This window comes from Psychrobacillus sp. Z16_25, from assembly GCF_056856695.1.
Genome location: NZ_JBXEOV010000010.1, coordinates 78,940 through 97,601 on the forward strand (window position 1 = coordinate 78,940; position 18,662 = coordinate 97,601).

Genomic DNA, 18,662 nt, shown 5'->3' on the forward strand with positions numbered 1-18,662 from the left:
TGTTAAAGCATATGGAATGTTCTTGCATGGTTCGATATTTACGTTGTAATTGATAATGATCTTTATCGAAATTAATCTAAAATTGCCTATTCCCAGTTACCGAAATATACTAAATATTGTTACAATACCCTTGTCGCGAGAAGACGGTGATGATTTTCTCTCTGACCGGTGCTTACCTAGGGCAGAGACTTCGGGGCAACATGAACGTTGTCACCCGATGTGACGCTTACTCGTTTTACCAAGCATCAAGCATCTTAAACTTATTGTGGTGAGCCTCAACATATTTTATCAAGGAGGAATCATTGTGAAGGATTTTGGTGAGCTTTTGTACGCCGATAAGACCGACAACAGCAGAAACGGTTTTGGATTTATTCTTTCAGGCATCTTATTAATTGTCGTCGCAAATTTTATCTACGCAAGAACGATGTTAATGATAGCGGGTGGCCTATTTATTTTCATCGGATTATACCTAGTTATATTTAAACGTGAGGAGAAAATCTCAATCTATGAAAACACGATTGTGTTGACTTTAAAAGGGCAAGAATTTCCCATACCAAAAGAACAGATTAGTCATATTGAATATGAGAAGCTAAAAGTTAGAAAAAGTCCAGTCGTCAGTTATTATCCAGTACTTATATTAAAGAATCAACAAAAAGTGTTAATTAATAAGGCCTTTAACCCCATGATCAATCAAGATTTTAAGCAAGTGATTGAGTCCTATATTTGAATCATTTAATAAAAAAAGGGGACATTCAGGTGCTGCTCCCCTTTAAGATTGAGTGGAAAATCTCTATTAAGGGGTACTAACTCACCGATTTCGTACCTTCCCTTCCTTTTCTCTTCCGACTAAAATAGCGTGTCAAAGTATAAAGTCCAAAAACAATAGGAGGAATTAAGCCTCCTCCGGCACTGTACGGACTATCTATGAACAATATGACGGCTGATCCAAGTAAAATAAAAAATGCCATAAAGCTGTAACTAATAAAATATCCTTCTTTTTAATAGTAAGCTCCAAACGATTATTCATTACTTCTCACCTCTTACCATGTGTATCTCTTCCCTTTTATTTACATCCGAAAATATAATTATAACATTTTTCCATTTAACCCAAATAAAAATAGCAAACCATAATGGCTTGCTACCTAAATCCTTTTTACCTTGCAAAATCGGCTAACAGCTTATTAAATAGTTCTCTTTCCTCCCAAAATGGTCCGTGACCGCTATAGTAGAAGGGAATAAGCTGAGAGTTTGGGATTTGCTGTTGAACTAATTGCGCTTGTGCATAGGGTATGACCTTGTCATGAACTCCATGCATGATCAGTGTTGGGACGTTTATCTTCGCTAAGTCATATTGCACATTTTCATCTCGTAGCAGGGCGATTACTGCTGCAGTAGACCAGCCAGCTGCCTGTAATCCCATTTGAACAAACCAGTCATTAAATTCCTTTGTAATGTATTGAAAGAAGAATCCATCTGTTACCTCCTGCATCATCTTCGGACGATCATTTAAGCCGATTCTTAGAAAATGCGTAGCGGTTTCCTCTGTAAAACCAGTAGGGGCAGCCGCGTCCACCAATACGAGCTTCGATACACCTTTTCCACCGTGCTTGGCCATGTACCTTAGAGCTATTGCTCCACCAGTGGAATGTCCGACTAAAATGACATCCTCCAATTCAAGCGTGTCAATAATTGCATGGATGTCATCAGCCAGCCTATCGTAGGTATATCCCCTAAACGGCTTGTCGGATTGCCCAAACCCTCTCCAATCAACTGCAATACAACGAAAGCCCATGGATGGCAATACATTTAACTGGTACTCAAACTGTTTATGGCTTAATGGCCAGCCGTGAATAAAAAGAATCGTATCTATTGCCATCGGATTTAGGTCTTCTACATATACATTTACCTCTTCTTCTACCCTTACAAAGTAACCGATTGTGTTTCCCCCTGTTTTTATTTCTAGCCTATTCAATAAAGGAGGAATAAGTGTTTCATTTATCCTGCCAATGAAACGGCATCTCTATATTGGTTCTAGATGAAGTATTTTTAGATAAGGAATTCTATCTGGATATTGTGTTTCTAGTTACAGATGAACCGGAAAAAAAGCAACTGAATTCATTCAGCTGCTTTTTTCATTCTTATTCTAGCCCTTCAATCGTAACTTCCTTAACAGGTAAGAATAATTCTCCTGTATTTAAGTATGTCACCTGCACCTTGTCTCCTTCTTCCATGTAAACCGCATAAGGTGAAGATTCGGAGGATACAATATAGTTTGTTTTATTGTCCAACAGGAAGGAAACCTGCGTGAAATCTCCTACTCGTTCTTTAAACACTCGTAGGACGGTACCAGATATAGCTTTCTCCTCTGCGTTAGAGCTTCCGTTTACGGAGCTTCCTCCACGCTGAAGCGCTGTTTTATAGAGCTTTAACGCTTCTTTTGGAGTATTGCCATATACAGATATCTCTGGATCGGCTGCAGAAACGATAAAATAGTTTTGCAAGAATCCATTGGAATCCAGTACAGGGGTCAGCCAACTTGCTTCTCCGTAGAAGTTATAAAGAACCGGCATTTCGCCTTCCCATTTCTTTTCAATAAATTTCTTTTCAATAATTTGTAGAGCACCTCGGGAATCCATATAGGATTCTTCCATATTGCCAGTGTAATACACCGCTTTACCCGTTCTGCCGTCTGTTAAAGAGTAGCCAAGCATTGAATCGACTCCCTCTTTTGGACTTGTAAAGTCGGTAAAGTAATACATTTCTCCGTCCTCACCGAAAATAGGGCTAACGTTTGCCTCCGTTCCTTCATCAGAAGGCAGCTTCACATCTTTCTTCCCAATCACACTATTCCAAAATCCATGAATGTAATTCCCGTAGTAGCTATTTTGCAAGCTAACTGCTTCTGGAGAAACTGCACCATCAATAAATGCAGGAACCTCTGAAAGCTCAAAGGATTCTGTTTGACCAGTAGCAGGGTCTACTACTACGATTCCCTCCACATCAAAACCATTTCGAGCGGTAATAAATTTTCCGTAAGATCGGATGTAATAAGGCTTTCCTTCCTCATCTACCTCTAATTGAGGATCTCCGTAAAAAATCTTTGTCGGATGCTTCATACGCATATGTCGCTCTAAGTTTTTGTGAAGATAAGAGGACGGTGTATATGTCATTTCTGACTTGATAAATTTGGGATTGTCCGAGGAGTCTGTCGCACTCATTGTAAAATAACCAGGAGTCACATCTCCATTCCACCATTTGAAGAAGTCAGAGAATTCTACAGGAGCAATATATACATATTCGTCTTTTACTTTCTGGATTTGAAGATTACCAAGCTCATAGTAGCTCGTATTCGGTACCTGACCAAATGCTTTCTTCATTTTATTACGTGCAAATTGCGGCGGTACACTAGCAGGTGTCTTTGTTTCATCGAACGCCTCAATTTCAACCTGCACATCCATATTTGCTACCTCATACTTCTTGTCGGCATTCCATAGAGGAGCGGACAGCATGTAAATAGCTAGACCCAGACTAGCTAAAAATAGAATTCCTTTTACCTTTTGCTCGATGCCTCTTGCCAACAAAGTCCCGACCAAAGTTATAACGACAAGCCAAAGCCATAGAGCTGTCCAGTTTCTATCTAGATTTGTTATATAGTAAACAAGCGCGGATGCGATAAATGCTAGAGCTGCTAATCCAATAAAGGAGCTAACCTTGTCTTTCCGATTGGCTTTCAAAGGCACTACTACAAGGGCAGTAGCCACGGCGATGAACGCTGAAATAATAAATACAGTTACCATATCAATCCCTCTCTCTTTTTTCTGTTTACTACTATACGTATGAGGATGGATATGGTTTCAGGACTAGCCATTAGCTACTTTTCAAGACAGTTTTACTTGCAATAGCATCCTCCTGAAATCCTTTATTCCAGCTAAATCCAACGATAATGGTTGCCACAATTAAGACTGAGCTAAGAATATAAAAGCATGGAACGATAAACTCAGATGAGACCATACCAGTAAAAATCGCTAATAAGATCATTCTTTGAAGCAGGCCAATCGTTCGAAATAGGCTATCCACTCTTCCAATTATGTTATTTGGAATTTTGTCCATTAAGAAGGAGTTCCTTGCAACTCGAGCGCTACTATTCCCTAATGCCAGAAAGAACATTAACATCAAATAGATTGGTAGCTCCACGAGCACAACCATTGAAATTGCTATCGTATATACAAGTACACCTAAAATAATTGTTTTTTCATTCCCCAGTTTCCTCGCTACTGTAGGAATCAGTAGCCCCGCTACCACTGCTCCCCCCGCATACATCATCCCTTGGATTCCGTACATGTTTGCATCAGTCTGTAAAATGTCTGATAAGTATACTGGGAATAAATAATTTGTTAGCATAACGCCAATAAAAGGCATGAAGGAAAATAGGAGAAAGGCAAACATGGCAGGTCGTGCAAGCATATATAAAAGACCTTCACTCGTTTTTCTATTTAACGACTTTGTACCTTTTGTTCGTTCTGCTCTAGCATAGGGCAGCTTCAAATAGAAATAGATTGCTGCTATATAAGTTAGGATATTTAACAATAAAATATAATGTATATCCCACTTCAGCATGAGGATGCTCGCTACTCCCCCTGCAATCATACTAGAAAGCTGACTCTGCACCTCCATCGTTCCATTTAATGTCTTATACTGTTCCTTAGTAAAAAGCTCTTGATTCATCGCGAACATAGTCGGATAAAACAAGGTGTAAGACAAGCTACCAATTACATAAATAACGGTATAGTGCCACGTTTCATAAGACACGCCAAAGAATCCAAGTGCAGTAAATGGCAATAAAACAAGAAAACATGCCAATTCACTGCCTATCAATAACTTCTTCCTCGACATCCGATCCACTAGAGCTCCGACATAAGGGGTTATAAGGAAATTAATAATTGTCATTCCGATGGTGATATATCCAAACACAGCCCCTCCATTATCACTCGTTACAAGCATCCAAGGAATGGCTATCATCGTAATACCTGTTCCTATTGAGGAAGCTATATTTGCCAATATAATAATCCAAAATCTCGAATCTCTATATAAACTTTTCAATCCCATCACATCCCTTTCTCTATCTACTCTCACTCTAATAGAAAAGGAAGAATTTTCATTCAGTCATTGGTCTAAAATACGTCTCATACATTTGGCTGAATGTGAGTTTGGGATCCTAATGAGAGAATTAGGATTGAGGGGTTCCTTATCGAGCGATTATGACGACTTATCGCGCGGTACGTGGGGGTTACTGCGCGATTACTGGGGGCTATCGCTCGGTTAAGGGATCCTATCGCGCGATGCTACTATAACTGTCTCCTTAGCCAGCGATTGCATAGAGCGAAATCTAGTTATATAAAAAGCACCCAGTGAAATCCACCAGGCGCTCTCCATCTCTCTCATTTTCTATATACGACATGCCATTCGTTTTCCTTCAGAAGAATCTCTACACCAACCCAGCCGTCCTTCAATAAGGACTGCTGTGTCTCTGCGTCTGCCATCTTCACTTCTACTTGCTTTGTGTAAACAGCATCCGCTTCTTCGTTTATATTTTTGTAAAATACGTATCGAAGCATATTTCGATATTTTGGCTTTAACGCTCCTATTTTCATTCCTTGGCTTAGCTTGTCCTTTAAGCTTGGAATATTGAATGGGGCCACCGTCGCACAGACAATAGAATACGGGGAATCGACCAGTAGCTCCATGACTATGTGACCAAGTTTTTTTTGCAAGCCATAACCTCGAAAATCGGGATGAACAATCGTAATCTCTTGATAGACAACATCAAGTAACCGATCCTTATCCAATCCTATATCTAGACCTAGATGATGCTCATCCATGACAGGTATTTGGAGAGTTCGAAAAGCAACTAGTCGGTTCTCCACAAACAATCCTACCATTAAACGATTATGAACTGTCCCCTCTACTTCTTCACGGGATAAAGGCTGAAGGAAATCTCGATCTTCTAGCATTTCAATAACAACGCTTTGTAAATCTAGAATTTGATCAATATCCTTGGTCGTTAATTCCCGAACTGGGTACTCGTTATCCCCAAGCTGGACCTTCCATTCTTTCATGTGCGCACTTCCTCTTACTTAAATTACTTTGGTTGAGTAAACGGTCAACTCCTGAAGAATCGTTTCATCCACCTCTATCCCTAGACCTGGAAGATCATTTAGTTGAATAAAAGGAACATCATATTGAAGATTCCCTATATCTTTAGAGAATTTTAACGGACCTGTCAATTCTACACTTGTAAATGCTTTTTTACTAAAAGCTACATGGAAACCAGCCGCCGATCCTATAGACGACTCTACCATAGAGCCTATTTGACAATCGATACCTGCCATTTCAGCCATATGGGCAAGCTTCATAGCTGGGTATATACCACCGCACTTCATCAGCTTGATGTTGACTTTATGAGCTGCCTGTTTTTCTATGCATTCCCGCATATCCCTTATTCCTCTTAATCCTTCATCCATCATAAGAGGTGTACTTATCTTTGATTTTATTTCTACCATGCCATTGAAATCATCTGCTCTTACCGGTTGCTCGAGCCAATCAATTCCTAAATGCTCCAGCTGTCGCATGGCTGTAATTGTATTCGCACTGTTAACCCAGCCCTGGTTTACGTCTACTCTGATTGCAATTTGGTTGCCGACTCTCGTCCTTACAGCTTGGATCCGTTCTACATCCGATTGTACTTCTGTACCTACCTTCATCTTAAAGGAGGTAAAGCCCTCCGCAATTTTCTGTTCTGCCTCTCTTGCCATTTCCTCAGGAGTCCCGATGCTTAGCACATGGGTAAGTGGGAAGCGCTCGTGATAACGCCCTCCAAGGAGCTGATAAACTGGAACACCAAGCTTTTTACCCACTAAATCGTAGCAAGCTATATCCAGCGCTGCCTTCGCAGCCGGAGCTTGGTAAACCGCCTTATCCAACCTTTCGTGAAGTTTCTCAAACTCCATAGGGTTTTCCCCTATTAAAATAGGTGCCGCGGTATTTACTAATAAAGAATATGTACTTTCCCAAGTCTCTCCAGTTACATGCTCATCCGGGACCGCTTCCCCGTAACCGATGAAACCCTCCTCTGTGGTTATCTTTACAATAATAGATGGCATATCTGGATAGGTTGCATAGCTGATGATGAAAGGCTTGATAAGTGGTAGCCGTATTGCAAATATCTCTATCTCTCTAATTTTCAATCTAGCTCACCTTCCTCTTAAATTTGCGTAGCTTTTCGGAGCGTTTCTGCAATTACCTTAGACCCTAATATTAGTGCATCCTTTCGAAAGGTCATTTTCGGGTGATGTAAGCCCGGAGCCAAGTCCGCTCCTATTCCAATCATTGAGGCTTTTAATTCGGGCTGCTTAATTGTATAGAAATGAAAATCGTCACTGCCGGAGGTTATAACCTCTTCCGCAAGATATTCTTCACCTAATGCATCTATAATTGCTTCCCTTGCCAGAGATACAGCTTCTACCGAAACCTCTGCTCCTGGTGTGATATCTTGCCACTTCCACTCTATTTCTATATCAAATAGCTCGGCAATTGATTGTAGCTGATGATCAATTTGGTCCTTCATCTTTCGTAACACTTCATTTTTCTGAGCACGAGCATCGATAGAAAAAGAAGCAGTTCCCGGAATAATGTTCATGCTATCCCCACCTGCCTGAAGCTTTGTGAGCTTGGCAGAATACGCTTCAAAGGGAGAGAAGTACAGATTTTTCAATGCTTGGTGTATAGCAAAAGAAACATCAATCGCATTCTTCCCTTGATGTGGACGAGCCCCATGTGCATCTATCCCTTTAATTTTCCCCTCTAAGAACATCGCTGCTCCATGATGGATTGCAGGGGTCACCTTACCAAATGGGATCTCTTCTATTGGACGCAAATGGACACCAAATAAATGGGTTACATCCTGTAGAGCCCCCTTCTTAATCATGCATAATGCACCGTTACCCTTCTCCTCTGCCGGTTGGAAAATAAAGCGGATCCGCTTATTCAGCTTTTCCTTTTTCAATAACAACAACGCACCTAGAACCATTGACATGTTCGCATCATGGCCACAGGAATGATTGGCTTGATAAACTCCGTCAACTTCCTGCCATAATGCATCTATGTCTGCTCTTATAGCAATTACTTCCTCGCCCTCTCCTATCTCAGCAAGTAAACCTGTCACATCATCAAATCTACGATAGGGAACTTCTAATTCGTCTAGAATTTCAGCAAGCTTATTCGTTGTATTAAATTCCTTCCAGCTGATCTCTGGATTTTCATGAAAATACTCAAACCAATTCATAATATGGGTTTCTGTCTGCACTATATTTACCCCTTTATAATTATTTGGATGAACCGACTATTTCACATACTCTCCCAATCTGTCCGTCTGTTAACCGAACCTTGATACCATGGGGATGAAACGAAGAATTAGTTAAAATATCCTTCACTACTCCTCTGGTTCGCTCACCAGTTCGCTGGTCCTTTTTTAATATGATATCTACCTCTAAACCAGGTTGAATATCCTTTCGTTTTTTTCCGTCCACTGTCATTTCACCTCTTTTTGTATCGTACCATTTTCATACAACAGATACACTAAAGAATTAAAATTATTCGACAAAATGAGCCATTTTTTAGCTTTTTCCTAATTCACTTCTTTCTCCACTATCCGTGATTTTTTGCTCCATATGATTGGGACTTTTCCCACTTAAATAGTTAGATCGTTGTCAGATTTTATTGCCAAAGCGTTCTTCCATAACATTTGCAAAACTGCTGAAAAGACAGCAACTACCGTAGATACGATGATAATTATGAAGCCAATCAATAAAAGACCAGGTGCGTCATCTGCCTGCGCCATGATATAGAGAATAGGGAGAAATAGTACATATAGACCGGTAATGATAGATGCACAATACTTTATATAACGAAGAGATTTCCCAGACAAATTGGAGAAAGCGTTCTGTTGACTAATGTAAGCTAGTATCAGTAAAGTGTGATAAAGTGCATAGAAATAAGGAATTGCTGTGGAATATAGGAAAATGACAATTACGTATTTGAGTAAAGCAAATTGAGTGATGTGAGCAAAATAATTCCCAATCATAGGTACCCAAAATACACACAGCCCTAGGATTAACAAGCCCATCATAATGACGATCATCTTTAAAAAAGTTGTCTTAATATGCTTCAAATAATTCGCTCCTTCTGTTACTTTTTATCGTAAGACGATAAAGAGATATATTCTAACTCATCCTATTTCTCCCCTAAAACAACTATTCCTGAAAAAATAAAAGGCATTGGCTAAATGTTAGCCGATGCCCATTCGTTACAATGTTCTTTTCTCATAGATTTCTTTTACAAATCTTTCTTTGAAATCGGTGTACTCATTTATTCCCCCAGCATTTTCTTCTAGAAAGCTCTTTTTAAGATCCTCATACGCTTCTCTGGCAGGCTTATTTGCATTCAGGTAATTGCGAAAGAAGAGTAGATTTTTCCACAATTCTCCCTCATATTGGACCATGTGAATATAATGAGTTTTTTCTAGATAAGTTTCATCACTGAATTTGGCAAGAACGATTTCATTCGGACGTTCTACCCGTAGCCGGAGAAATCCAACCTCCTGAAGTCCCCGAAATACTGCTTTATCAACCGTCTCTAAGTCCTTTACTCCTACGGCTATATCCACAATCGGCTTTGCCGCTATGCCCTCTATAGCCGTGCTTCCAATATGTTCGATTTGATTCTCAGGAAGCATTGTTGCGTTGATAATCTCCTGTTTCACTTTTATAAATTCATTTTTCCATTCTGCCTGATGTGATTCTAGGCGAACCTCATCCTTTTTTAATCCTAATTTCATTTATACCCATCCCCTTTGCCCTATTTTTATGCTACCACTGTAGTTTCACAACGTTTATATATATGCACTGTTGTAGTCGCTGTATTTCTCTCCTTTCTCTCTTCCTATATCTACAATTTTGGTAATTGGTATTAGCTCATGCTATACTTATGAAGGATTTTATTAGAATAAAAGGAGTGTTTTTCTCATGACTAAAAAAGGTTATATCCTTATGGAATCAGGCGATAAAATTGAATTCGAATTATACCCAAATGAGGCACCAAACACGGTTGCAAACTTTGAGCAATTAGCAAACAGCGGGTTTTACGATGGAGTAATCTTCCACCGTGTTATTCCTGGCTTCGTAAGCCAAGGTGGAGACCCAACTGGTACAGGTATGGGAGGTAGCGGTAAAACAATCAAATGTGAAACTGCTGGAAACCCTCATAAGCATGAAGCAGGTAGCCTTTCTATGGCACATGCTGGGAAAGACACTGGCTCTAGCCAATTCTTCATCGTTCATGAGCCACAGCCACATTTAAATGGTGTGCACACTGTATTCGGTAAAGTAACAAGCGGCTTAGAAGTAGCGAAATCAATGAAGAACGGCGACAAAATGCAAAAAGTAGAAGTATTTGACGCTGAATAATTTACATGTGGGCTTTGGAATTTTTTCCAAGGCCTTTATTTATAAAAACCTTTTCAATAGGAGGTAACGACATGAAAGATTACCATTGCTGTGCTACCTGCATTCATTTTGGCAGTGAAAAAACAAAGAACAGCATGCTGTATATGTGCAAAAGACTGGGCTTTCAAACGGACCCACGCTACAAGTTCAATTGCTGGAATCCGAAAGAGCAGGTAAGAAGGCTGATGGAAAAGGAACAGGGTAAGGAAGCTTAGAAAATTTACTATCTCCTCCTCAACATGTATATGTTTCATTTCTCCTAAAAATTGCTCTTAACACTATTACGGAAGCTAACTGGTAGAATGACGAAAAGAGAAAAGTAACTTTTTAAAAAAATTCCCCTTCTGTTCCCTTCCCTCATTTCATAATATCCCTATTTTATCATCTTATATCCAGAAAAAGTTAAAACTACAGCCAAAATTTGCATAATATAAAAATAATTAATGCGTGCCTAGCTACGATTGAATGGAGAACGAACACAACAAAAGGCCCTCTATTAGTCAGAGAGCCATTCATTGCCTATATTTTGTACTGCTTGCTAGTTACCTCTAGCAGCATCCACCACCCCCGCTGTGACAAACACCTGTTTCAGGAAGTTTCAACTGGACTTGTGAGGCTGCCTCTGTATCACCAGCTAAATGTGCAACTACAGATCTAACTTGCTCATAGCCTGTTGCCATCAAGAAGGTCGGCGCACGACCATATGACTTTGAACCAACAATATAGAAGTTCGGTTCCTTCTGTCTTAATTCTCTTTCTCCATGCGCATCCACACTTCCACAGCTATGCAAATTTGGATCAATTAATGGCGCTAATGCTGGAACCGCTTCTGTTATCGGATCTGTTTCGTAGCGTAGCTCCCTATGGAAATCAAAGTTTGGTCGATTACCTGTATTAACAATTAAACGATCGAACCCATTTAGCTCGCCATCTGTGCCAATTAATTGAATACCTTCCTCTGTTTTATTTAAGGATTTAATCTTGAATGGTGTACAAACTTGAAGAGCACCATCTTTAACAGCAGCGGCAATACGCATGCCAAGTTCTCCTCGAGCAGCAAGCTCATCATTGGAGCCACCTCCAAAGGCATCTTCTACACGAGGTTTTCGAAGAATCCATATTATCTGAGTATCTGGGTATCTCATTTTTAATTCTACTAATTGTAATAACGAATTTATTGCCGAATGGCCACCTCCAATAACTGCAATTCTTTTATTGGCATATAGCTCTTTATTCTTTTGAACATTTGGGATGATATAATCAATGAAATCTTTTAATTTTTCTTCGCTTTGCATCCACACTCCGTGACCCGTAGTTGGATTTGAGTTTCCCCAAGTTCCTGTAGCATCAATGATTGCACCGGCCTTAAACGTCTTAAGTCCCTCCGATGTTTCTACGTAAATCAGAAAAGGTGTATTTTTGCGATTTCCACTTTTCATTTTGTCTATCCCATCGCGTGTAATAGCGATTACTTTATGATTGGTATATAACTTGTCTTTAAATAAATCTGCAAGTGGGGATAAATACTGATTCATTAACTCCTCACCTGTTGGGATCACATCACCCTTAGGCTCCTGCCAATCTGTATGTTCTAGTAAACGCTTTGCTGCTTTATCTATGTTGTATTCCCAAGGCGAAAACAGCTTTACATGCTCCCATGTACTTACATTGTGAGCAAGTTCACCAGCCTCTAATAAAAAATATGGTAGCTTGCGTTCCTGTAAATGTGCTGCTGCGGCTAAACCAATAGGACCCGCCCCAATGATAGCTGTAGGAAGGCTAGGCGTACAGCATGTAGGTTGATTTAATATGTTAAATTCCATGATTCTCACCTTTCATTCGTATATAATTATTTACTTATATTTTAGATTTTAGATAAGTGGAGCAATTACTGCCCCACTTTTGAAAATTCTTCTATTCTTTTACTGATTTGATCTCGAACCTCTTGAAACATCCGCCACTTCTCTTTTTCTGTTCCTACAGCTTTCGCTGGATCAGGAAACCCCCAATGCTCGCGTCTTACTGAGGGAGGTGTCGTCGGACATTTATCTGCAGCGTCATCACATAAAGTCACCACTAGTGTTGCGGTATTTAGGATATTTTGATCTATAACATCAGAGGTTTGGTCTGAAATATCTATCCCAACTTCAGCCATTGCTTTTACAGCATTCGGGTTTAACCCATGTGCTTCTATACCAGCACTTTTTACTTCCCATTCATCTGACAAGAAATGTTTCCCAAACCCTTCTGCTATTTGGGACCTACAGGAGTTACCTGTACATAAAAAGTAAAGTATCTTTTTCATCGTTAGCTCCTAATTTAGTATGATGCATGCATGATTTTAGGAATCACAAGCTTCTCCTTCGCAAGCAACTTTTATAGGCTCAAGCTCTTGCACAATTGCCTGTACGATCGGTGATAAGTCTTCAACCAGACGATAATGCTTCCAGGTACCAACCTTTCGCTCTACAATAATTCCAGCCTCTTTTAACTTCCGTAAATGCTGACTAACAGCAGGCTGAGAAATATCTAATACTTCCACAAAATCACATACACATACCTCTGTATTCTTCATACAAGCCACAAGCTTCAATCGGTTTAGATCAGCTAGTGCTTTTAGCTGTTTTTCCATTAACAGAATATCCATGTTTCCTCCTTATATAAGTATTTACTTATATAATAACCTTCACCCGTATATAAGTCAACACTTATATAAAAAAGAAGAAAACGACGGCTCGTTTCCTTCTCATAGTGCAAAAGTTATGATAAAAATAAGTAACAGTGGTCCAAAGAAAATTAGCCAGCTGATAGGATTGGCAAAGTTTAAGGACCAGCCAACACCAAAGCGCTTTTCAACCATAATACTCGGATCATCTTTATTAAAATAAATTACCCCTGCCTTCCAATACTTATCATCATCCACAGCAATCACATTGCCATCCGTCGTTGTCTGGTCCTCTCCCACCTTCAACTTGGCTCCCCCTTGGCCAACCTTCATAGTGAAAACTACCACGACAACAAGCGTTGCAAATAAAAAAATCAATGGCAGACCAATCATGAAAGCAGATGAGGTAATTTCCGGATGAATGGTTTGCAGATGGAAGTACCCCATCATTAGTGTAATACTGATAGAAATAAACAGCGATAGCCAGCTGCTATACTTCCGAAACTTCAACTGCTGCTCCGTTGATTTTTGTTTTTCAACAGGATTAATTTTCACTCCTGAAAAACGCATTCCTTCACTCGTAATCATCATTAATCCCTGCATAACCAACAGAAGGAGCATTGTCCCGATAACGGTAAAGTAATTCTTCTCGGTGAATGCGTCGGCTTCACCTGAAGGTCCCCAATGAGTCGGAATGAGGTCAGGCATCTTCTCATAGTTCATATAAGTGTAAATGATTAAACCTACTGTGATAATCATTGGTATTGTAAAAACTACTTTTGGTATCAGCTGCAGCTTGTCTTGAAACGATAAATCTACGACACGAACCTCGCTTTTCCCCTCAGTCCAACGCTGCTCCGCCTTCAGCTTCTTCATTTTCATATGATTCACCATATAATAGCCAACAGAGACAAACAAAATGGCAAACTGTAGCCCTACGCTAACTAAAGCCACTAAATCCTCCAATGGCTTTTTGGTGAATACCCAAATAAGATAAGCTACAAGAATCAATAACCCCCAAGTGATAACAGAAATGGTATACCTCTTTTTTAATCTAGCAACCATTTCAGTCATCGCATATTGCTCTGGTACATACACCCCAAATACAATCGTCTTTTTTAGAAAGTAAGGAATAAAAGCTTGAAGTACAGTAATAAATAAAAAAATAAATGCAAACAACCAGACCATCATTTTTCCCCCTTTTTAATCCTTTGTATTAGTTCTCCTACTATTTCTGTCAGCTCCTGCTCCGTTAACTTCAGGAGCAACCCCTCAGCTAGCAGCGGCCGAATTTGTTGCGCAAGTGCTTGGCGCTCTATATCAGTTGCTTTGTTCACACCATTTGGTTGAACAATTACCCCAGACTTAGGAACGATCTTAATAAATTCCTTTTCCTCGAGATAATGATACGCCTTATTAACCGTATGCATATTCATTCCTAAGTCTGCAGCAAAAGCACGAACAGATGGTAGAGAATCGCCTGGCTTCAACTCATTGCGAGCCATTAATTCTATTAATTGCTGTGCAAGCTGTAAATAGATCGGCACAGGAGAATTCGTTTGTATCTCGATAAACATGGCTAGCCTCCAATTGTCATTCTGTTCTACTATAAGTGTAACACATTTGTTATATGAATAGTAGAGCAATTTTTTAAAGAATGTAAGAAGATTAAAGTATACGAGAGTAAATAGAAGTTATCCGAGAATAAGGAAACGCTGTACGAGAGTAATGAGAGGCTATGTAAGAGTAAAATGTGGCTAAGTATAGATAACAATGAGGAGGAGATTATTCCTCATCCCAAAAGAAAAAAGCCGACAATCGTCGGCTTTTCAATCTTATTTATGCATTTTCAGCTAATAATCGCTGTGCTGCTGCTTTTACTTCATTCAGTCCGTTTTCAATAATTTCAGCAGCTCTGTCTGGCATTGCATTATGCCCTTCAATGATTACTTCATCAATGATTTGCATTCCAAAAACGCCACCAAATACTGCACGCATATAGTTTACGGACATATCCATAGAAGCTGACTCAGGAGTAGAATAAATACCACCGCGAGCATTTAGGAAGATTGCTTTTTTGTCCGTCATTAACTGAATCATATTACCTTCAGCGTCGTATTTGAAAGCAAATCCTGCTGCGTATACGTAATCAATAAATGTTTGAAGCTTTGCAGGAATTGTTAAGTTCCAAAGAGGGAATGCAAATACTACTACATCTGCAGCAGATATTACATCCATTGCTTTTTGCTTAGCAGCTACTAATCGAGACTCTAATTCTGTAAGCTCTTCACCGTTTTGCATTTTTCCAAAAGCGTTAAATAAATCTTGTCCAAAATACGGTGTGTCTTCCTCGTACACATCATACGTCGTTATATTAAGGTTTTTTCCCTCGATTTCATTCATAAATGTTTCATACATTTTGCTAGAAATTGCTTCTGTTGCAGGGCGATTATTCGCTTTTACTACTAAAATATTCATCATAGAACTCCTCTTCATCTTTGATTTTATCTCAGACTCGAGACTATTCTATGTTATATTAGGATATCAATACATGTCAAAAAAACTGCTCATGATAGTAATTTTCTTTCATTTTAACTTAGTTTAAAAAAATTTTGAGCATTTAATGAATATATCATATAAATTTACCTATCAATCTAAAAAATATATTAATATTTACTATGTAAAAAGAAGCAAGCTTCTTAAGAGCCGTTTTACAGAAATGCTTTTAATAGTTAAGAGAGGAAAAGAAAAATGGGTTTTTCATTATTCGGACCATATCATATTGGATGGCTCATCTTTATAACTATATCTGTCGTCCTTGTTAGTAAACATTTCAACCAATTGAATACCGAAAAACAAGAAGCTTTCCAGCAAAAAATAGCATGGTTCATTTTGTTAGCAGAAATATTTAAGATTACCTATTTGATTGTCAGAAATGAATTTACGCTTAATTATTTGCCTTTAGAGCTATGCAGCTTCGCCATTTTTGCAATCTTTTATCATTCCTATACGAATAATCCGATGGTTGGAGAAACGCTTTACAATCTATTTTTACCGGGTGCCATTGCAGCTTTATTATTTTGTAATTGGACGCACCGTCAAATCAGTGATATTTTTAGTTTGTTTAGTTTCATTTTCCATTTTGCGTTGGTTATGTACTGTGTCATGGTGTTATATGCGGGAATAGTAAAACCAAATAAGAAGAGACTGATAAGTTCCATTCTATTTTTAGCTGTTATAGCACCAACTATTTATTTATTAAATAAAGTATGGGATACAAACTTTATGTTCTTAAATGTTCCATCGCCCGGGTCTCCATTAGTACCACTTGAAAATATATTTGGAAACCCTGGATACATATTCGGTTTAGCCTGTCTCGTTATTCTTTTATGGGTTGTGATGTATTTACCTTGGAATAAACTCCAACAATTAAAGGTTCCAGTAAGTAAGAAAAATAAAAAGTAGCTTTCTCCATATCTCTCTAAAAAATTTTAAAAAGAAAAGAGACAGTCAAACTTAATTGATTGTCTCTTTTCTATCCTTTAGAATATTTAACCTACAGTCCGATTACATGAGTGGTATCTGCTGATCTCCCATCGAAAATAAAGCCAACTGCCCGATAAAATGCATCTGCCTTGGCAGACTCTGTCTTGGTTGTGATCTCTGTAAAATTTCCCTTCGCCTTATCAGAAATCAATTGAAATAATTGACTTCCGACACCCTTTCGACGGTATTCTGGGAGCGTATAAAAGCGGTGAAGCCGAGCAGCTGAATTATCTAGCGGATGCTTATTTAATCCGCCAATAGCAACTATTTCATCCCCATCCCAAGCCCCATAGAGTGCTTCTCCTTCTTCTGTAAATCTGTTTGTGCCATCCTCATACTCAGAAACTAGACGAGATAAAAACCGATACCCCTCTTTTTCGCTTTCTTGCACTAACTTGGATACGTCCACTTGCATCAAATCAGAAATTTTCCTTACTTCGATTGCCATATGCGTGCCTCCATTCTAATAGTGAAAAACGAACTCTCTATTAACTTCGCTAATAGTCAGCAAATCCCTTTATCCTTTCAGTATTACCTCAACATTCTATTACTGTATGTAAAAAAACCCACGCTTAATAGCATGGGCTTTCTAAAATTATTTAATTGCAGCTAATCTCTCTTGAACTTCTTCCTCAGATAGGTTGTGTTCAACAATATAGCGGTTGCGTGGGTGCTCGCGACACTCGTCTGAACAGCTGCGCATATATTTATGCTCGTTTTCTTCCGAGCAAAGAATTTTATCATTACATTCTGGGTTTGCACAGTTTACGTAGCGCTCACATGGCTCGCCAGTGAAATGATTCCTTCCTACAATGACATGCTCTACTTGGTTGATAGGCACAGCAATACGCTCGTCAAAAACATACATCTGACCGTCCCATAATTGCCCACGAACCTCAGGGTCTTTTCCGTAAGTAGCAATTCCACCATGTAGCTGAGCTACATCCTCAAAGCCTTCTCTCACTAACCAGCCGGAGAATTTTTCACAGCGAATTCCACCTGTGCAATAAGTTAAAACCTTTTTCCCTTCAAACATCTCTTTATTCTCACGAATCCATTCAGGAAGGTCACGGAAGTTTTTGATATCCGGACGAATTGCTCCGCGGAAGTGACCTAGGTCAAATTCGTAGTCATTACGAGCATCGATTACAACTGTATCCTCTGCTTGCATTTGCTCGAAGAATTCCTTCGGAGATAAATACTTTCCAGTTAGTTCGTTTGGATTGATGTCTTCCTCTAATCCTAGGTGAACAATCTCTTTCTTCGGACGAACATGCATTTTTTTGAATGCATGACCATCTGCTTCATCTATTTTAAACACCATGTCAGCGAAACGCTCATCCGCCTTCATCATGTCCATATAAGCATCTGTTTGCTCAATTGTTCCGGAACATGTTCCGTTAATACCTTCGTTCGATACTAAAATACGCCCTTTTAACCCAATTTCCTTACAAGCAGCAAGATGCTCTTGTGCAAATGTTACTGGATCTTCAATCGGGACATATTTGTAGTAAAGTAATACTCTGTATGCATGTGTGTCCATTTTTTACTCCACCTTTTTCAAAATTTGTCCATCAATTTATCATATCAAACTTTTAGGAATAAGTTAAATAGTTAATTTAGTTAGATAATTTTTCTGTTTCTTCCTCACTATAAGAAGAGAGAAGCCGTCTAAATCTATTTTTTCTACTTTAAAAAAAAGAAACACTTATGAGAATCATAAGTGCTTCTTTTTTGGACCGCCGGTTCTCCGCGGCGTCGGACGCTTTCCACGGGGGATCGGTGAGCCACAGCCGAACGCTAACGCGTGCCACTGCTATGTCTCACCAGTCTCCCTCTTCCCGCAGGAGTCGCCGACGCTACTCCGAGCCAATAGTGTTCTCTGCTAACAG

General features: G+C 39.2%; 21 protein-coding genes. 4 read left to right on the plus strand and 17 right to left on the minus strand.

Annotation, left to right across the window (positions count from 1 at the left end):
* Positions 1–304 precede the first annotated feature (304 nt).
* Complete coding sequence (locus tag AC1VU3_RS11795) at positions 305–727, plus strand: hypothetical protein (RefSeq protein ID WP_482983577.1); 423 nt, start codon at positions 305–307, stop codon at positions 725–727.
* A 426-nt stretch (positions 728–1,153) separates the two neighbouring features.
* Here the strand turns inward: AC1VU3_RS11795 and AC1VU3_RS11800 are convergent, their stop codons facing one another.
* The 9 genes from AC1VU3_RS11800 to AC1VU3_RS11840 form a co-directional block, all read right to left on the minus strand.
* Entirely contained in the window at positions 1,154–1,936 is a 783-nt protein-coding gene (locus tag AC1VU3_RS11800) for an alpha/beta fold hydrolase (protein ID WP_482983616.1), read from the minus strand.
* A gap of 202 nt (positions 1,937–2,138) precedes the next feature.
* Positions 2,139–3,797 (minus strand): hypothetical protein, encoded by a 1,659-nt coding sequence (locus AC1VU3_RS11805; RefSeq protein ID WP_482983578.1) that lies wholly within the window; start codon positions 3,795–3,797, stop codon positions 2,139–2,141.
* 70 nt (positions 3,798–3,867) lie between these two features.
* Positions 3,868–5,100 carry an MFS transporter gene (locus AC1VU3_RS11810; protein WP_482983579.1) on the minus strand — a complete coding sequence of 411 codons (1,233 nt, stop codon included), beginning with the start codon at positions 5,098–5,100 and terminating at the stop codon, positions 3,868–3,870.
* A 338-nt stretch (positions 5,101–5,438) separates the two neighbouring features.
* Positions 5,439–6,116, minus strand: coding sequence for a GNAT family N-acetyltransferase (locus AC1VU3_RS11815; RefSeq protein WP_482983580.1), 678 nt, complete (start codon positions 6,114–6,116; stop codon positions 5,439–5,441).
* 18 nt (positions 6,117–6,134) lie between these two features.
* Positions 6,135–7,244 carry a mandelate racemase/muconate lactonizing enzyme family protein gene (locus AC1VU3_RS11820; protein WP_482983581.1) on the minus strand — a complete coding sequence of 370 codons (1,110 nt, stop codon included), beginning with the start codon at positions 7,242–7,244 and terminating at the stop codon, positions 6,135–6,137.
* 17 nt (positions 7,245–7,261) lie between these two features.
* Complete coding sequence (locus AC1VU3_RS11825) at positions 7,262–8,341, minus strand: amidohydrolase (protein WP_482983617.1); 1,080 nt, start codon at positions 8,339–8,341, stop codon at positions 7,262–7,264.
* A 40-nt stretch (positions 8,342–8,381) separates the two neighbouring features.
* A complete protein-coding gene (locus AC1VU3_RS11830) occupies positions 8,382–8,585 on the minus strand; it encodes a YwbE family protein (RefSeq protein WP_480390559.1) in 204 nt (67 codons plus the stop codon).
* 161 nt (positions 8,586–8,746) lie between these two features.
* Positions 8,747–9,226 (minus strand): DUF2975 domain-containing protein, encoded by a 480-nt coding sequence (locus AC1VU3_RS11835; protein ID WP_482983582.1) that lies wholly within the window; start codon positions 9,224–9,226, stop codon positions 8,747–8,749.
* A gap of 135 nt (positions 9,227–9,361) precedes the next feature.
* Positions 9,362–9,892: a GrpB family protein gene (locus AC1VU3_RS11840; RefSeq protein WP_482983583.1), complete on the minus strand. Its 531-nt coding sequence runs from the start codon at positions 9,890–9,892 to the stop codon at positions 9,362–9,364.
* Positions 9,893–10,079: 187 nt separating this feature from the next.
* Between AC1VU3_RS11840 and AC1VU3_RS11845 the strand changes: the two genes are divergently transcribed.
* Together AC1VU3_RS11845 and AC1VU3_RS11850 are read left to right on the plus strand one after the other, a co-directional pair.
* Positions 10,080–10,520: a peptidylprolyl isomerase gene (locus AC1VU3_RS11845; protein WP_480390556.1), complete on the plus strand. Its 441-nt coding sequence runs from the start codon at positions 10,080–10,082 to the stop codon at positions 10,518–10,520.
* 71 nt (positions 10,521–10,591) lie between these two features.
* On the plus strand, positions 10,592–10,774 hold the full coding sequence (locus AC1VU3_RS11850) for a hypothetical protein (protein ID WP_480390555.1): 183 nt from the start codon (positions 10,592–10,594) through the stop codon (positions 10,772–10,774).
* 333 nt (positions 10,775–11,107) lie between these two features.
* Here the strand turns inward: AC1VU3_RS11850 and AC1VU3_RS11855 are convergent, their stop codons facing one another.
* The 6 genes from AC1VU3_RS11855 to AC1VU3_RS11880 form a co-directional block, all read right to left on the minus strand.
* Complete coding sequence (locus AC1VU3_RS11855; RefSeq protein WP_482983584.1) at positions 11,108–12,382, minus strand: NAD(P)-binding domain-containing protein; 1,275 nt, start codon at positions 12,380–12,382, stop codon at positions 11,108–11,110.
* Positions 12,383–12,447: 65 nt separating this feature from the next.
* Entirely contained in the window at positions 12,448–12,864 is a 417-nt protein-coding gene (gene arsC / locus AC1VU3_RS11860; protein ID WP_480390553.1) for an arsenate reductase (thioredoxin), read from the minus strand.
* Between the two features lie 36 nt (positions 12,865–12,900).
* Positions 12,901–13,206 (minus strand): ArsR/SmtB family transcription factor, encoded by a 306-nt coding sequence (locus tag AC1VU3_RS11865; protein ID WP_480390552.1) that lies wholly within the window; start codon positions 13,204–13,206, stop codon positions 12,901–12,903.
* A gap of 99 nt (positions 13,207–13,305) precedes the next feature.
* The gene (locus tag AC1VU3_RS11870) at positions 13,306–14,412 is read right to left on the minus strand and encodes a DUF1648 domain-containing protein (RefSeq protein WP_480390551.1); all 1,107 of its coding nucleotides are present in this window, start codon (positions 14,410–14,412) and stop codon (positions 13,306–13,308) included.
* Positions 14,412–14,801 carry a GntR family transcriptional regulator gene (locus AC1VU3_RS11875; RefSeq protein WP_482983585.1) on the minus strand — a complete coding sequence of 130 codons (390 nt, stop codon included), beginning with the start codon at positions 14,799–14,801 and terminating at the stop codon, positions 14,412–14,414. Before AC1VU3_RS11875 ends, AC1VU3_RS11870 begins: the two co-directional genes overlap by 1 nt.
* Before the next feature lie 262 nt (positions 14,802–15,063).
* The gene (locus AC1VU3_RS11880) at positions 15,064–15,702 is read right to left on the minus strand and encodes an FMN-dependent NADH-azoreductase (RefSeq protein WP_482983586.1); all 639 of its coding nucleotides are present in this window, start codon (positions 15,700–15,702) and stop codon (positions 15,064–15,066) included.
* Positions 15,703–15,975: 273 nt separating this feature from the next.
* On the opposite strand from AC1VU3_RS11880, the gene AC1VU3_RS11885 reads away from it, so the two are divergent.
* Positions 15,976–16,689: a TMEM164-related integral membrane acyltransferase gene (locus tag AC1VU3_RS11885; RefSeq protein WP_482983587.1), complete on the plus strand. Its 714-nt coding sequence runs from the start codon at positions 15,976–15,978 to the stop codon at positions 16,687–16,689.
* Positions 16,690–16,780: 91 nt separating this feature from the next.
* Here the strand turns inward: AC1VU3_RS11885 and AC1VU3_RS11890 are convergent, their stop codons facing one another.
* Positions 16,781–17,218 (minus strand): GNAT family N-acetyltransferase, encoded by a 438-nt coding sequence (locus AC1VU3_RS11890; protein ID WP_480390548.1) that lies wholly within the window; start codon positions 17,216–17,218, stop codon positions 16,781–16,783.
* Positions 17,219–17,365: 147 nt separating this feature from the next.
* Positions 17,366–18,313, minus strand: a complete 948-nt coding sequence (gene trhO / locus AC1VU3_RS11895) for an oxygen-dependent tRNA uridine(34) hydroxylase TrhO (RefSeq protein WP_482983588.1) — start codon at positions 18,311–18,313, stop codon at positions 17,366–17,368.
* Between the last annotated feature and the right edge of the window lie 349 nt (positions 18,314–18,662).

What these genes read in the sequence shown, in the direction of transcription:
- AC1VU3_RS11870 (WP_480390551.1), bottom strand. Translation starts at nt 14,412, where the DNA reads ATGGTCTGGTTGTTTGCATTTATTTTTTTATTTATTACTGTACTTCAA.
- AC1VU3_RS11880 (WP_482983586.1), bottom strand. Translation starts at nt 15,702, where the DNA reads ATGAATATTTTAGTAGTAAAAGCGAATAATCGCCCTGCAACAGAAGCA.
- AC1VU3_RS11825 (WP_482983617.1), bottom strand. Translation starts at nt 8,341, where the DNA reads ATGAATTGGTTTGAGTATTTTCATGAAAATCCAGAGATCAGCTGGAAG.
- AC1VU3_RS11845 (WP_480390556.1), top strand. Translation starts at nt 10,080, where the DNA reads ATGACTAAAAAAGGTTATATCCTTATGGAATCAGGCGATAAAATTGAA.
- AC1VU3_RS11885 (WP_482983587.1), top strand. Translation starts at nt 15,976, where the DNA reads ATGGGTTTTTCATTATTCGGACCATATCATATTGGATGGCTCATCTTT.
- AC1VU3_RS11865 (WP_480390552.1), bottom strand. Translation starts at nt 13,206, where the DNA reads ATGGATATTCTGTTAATGGAAAAACAGCTAAAAGCACTAGCTGATCTA.
- arsC (WP_480390553.1), bottom strand. Translation starts at nt 12,864, where the DNA reads ATGAAAAAGATACTTTACTTTTTATGTACAGGTAACTCCTGTAGGTCC.
- AC1VU3_RS11840 (WP_482983583.1), bottom strand. Translation starts at nt 9,892, where the DNA reads ATGAAATTAGGATTAAAAAAGGATGAGGTTCGCCTAGAATCACATCAG.
- AC1VU3_RS11815 (WP_482983580.1), bottom strand. Translation starts at nt 6,116, where the DNA reads ATGAAAGAATGGAAGGTCCAGCTTGGGGATAACGAGTACCCAGTTCGG.
- AC1VU3_RS11875 (WP_482983585.1), bottom strand. Translation starts at nt 14,801, where the DNA reads ATGTTTATCGAGATACAAACGAATTCTCCTGTGCCGATCTATTTACAG.
- AC1VU3_RS11890 (WP_480390548.1), bottom strand. Translation starts at nt 17,218, where the DNA reads ATGGCAATCGAAGTAAGGAAAATTTCTGATTTGATGCAAGTGGACGTA.
- AC1VU3_RS11855 (WP_482983584.1), bottom strand. Translation starts at nt 12,382, where the DNA reads ATGGAATTTAACATATTAAATCAACCTACATGCTGTACGCCTAGCCTT.
- AC1VU3_RS11850 (WP_480390555.1), top strand. Translation starts at nt 10,592, where the DNA reads ATGAAAGATTACCATTGCTGTGCTACCTGCATTCATTTTGGCAGTGAA.
- trhO (WP_482983588.1), bottom strand. Translation starts at nt 18,313, where the DNA reads ATGGACACACATGCATACAGAGTATTACTTTACTACAAATATGTCCCG.
- AC1VU3_RS11805 (WP_482983578.1), bottom strand. Translation starts at nt 3,797, where the DNA reads ATGGTAACTGTATTTATTATTTCAGCGTTCATCGCCGTGGCTACTGCC.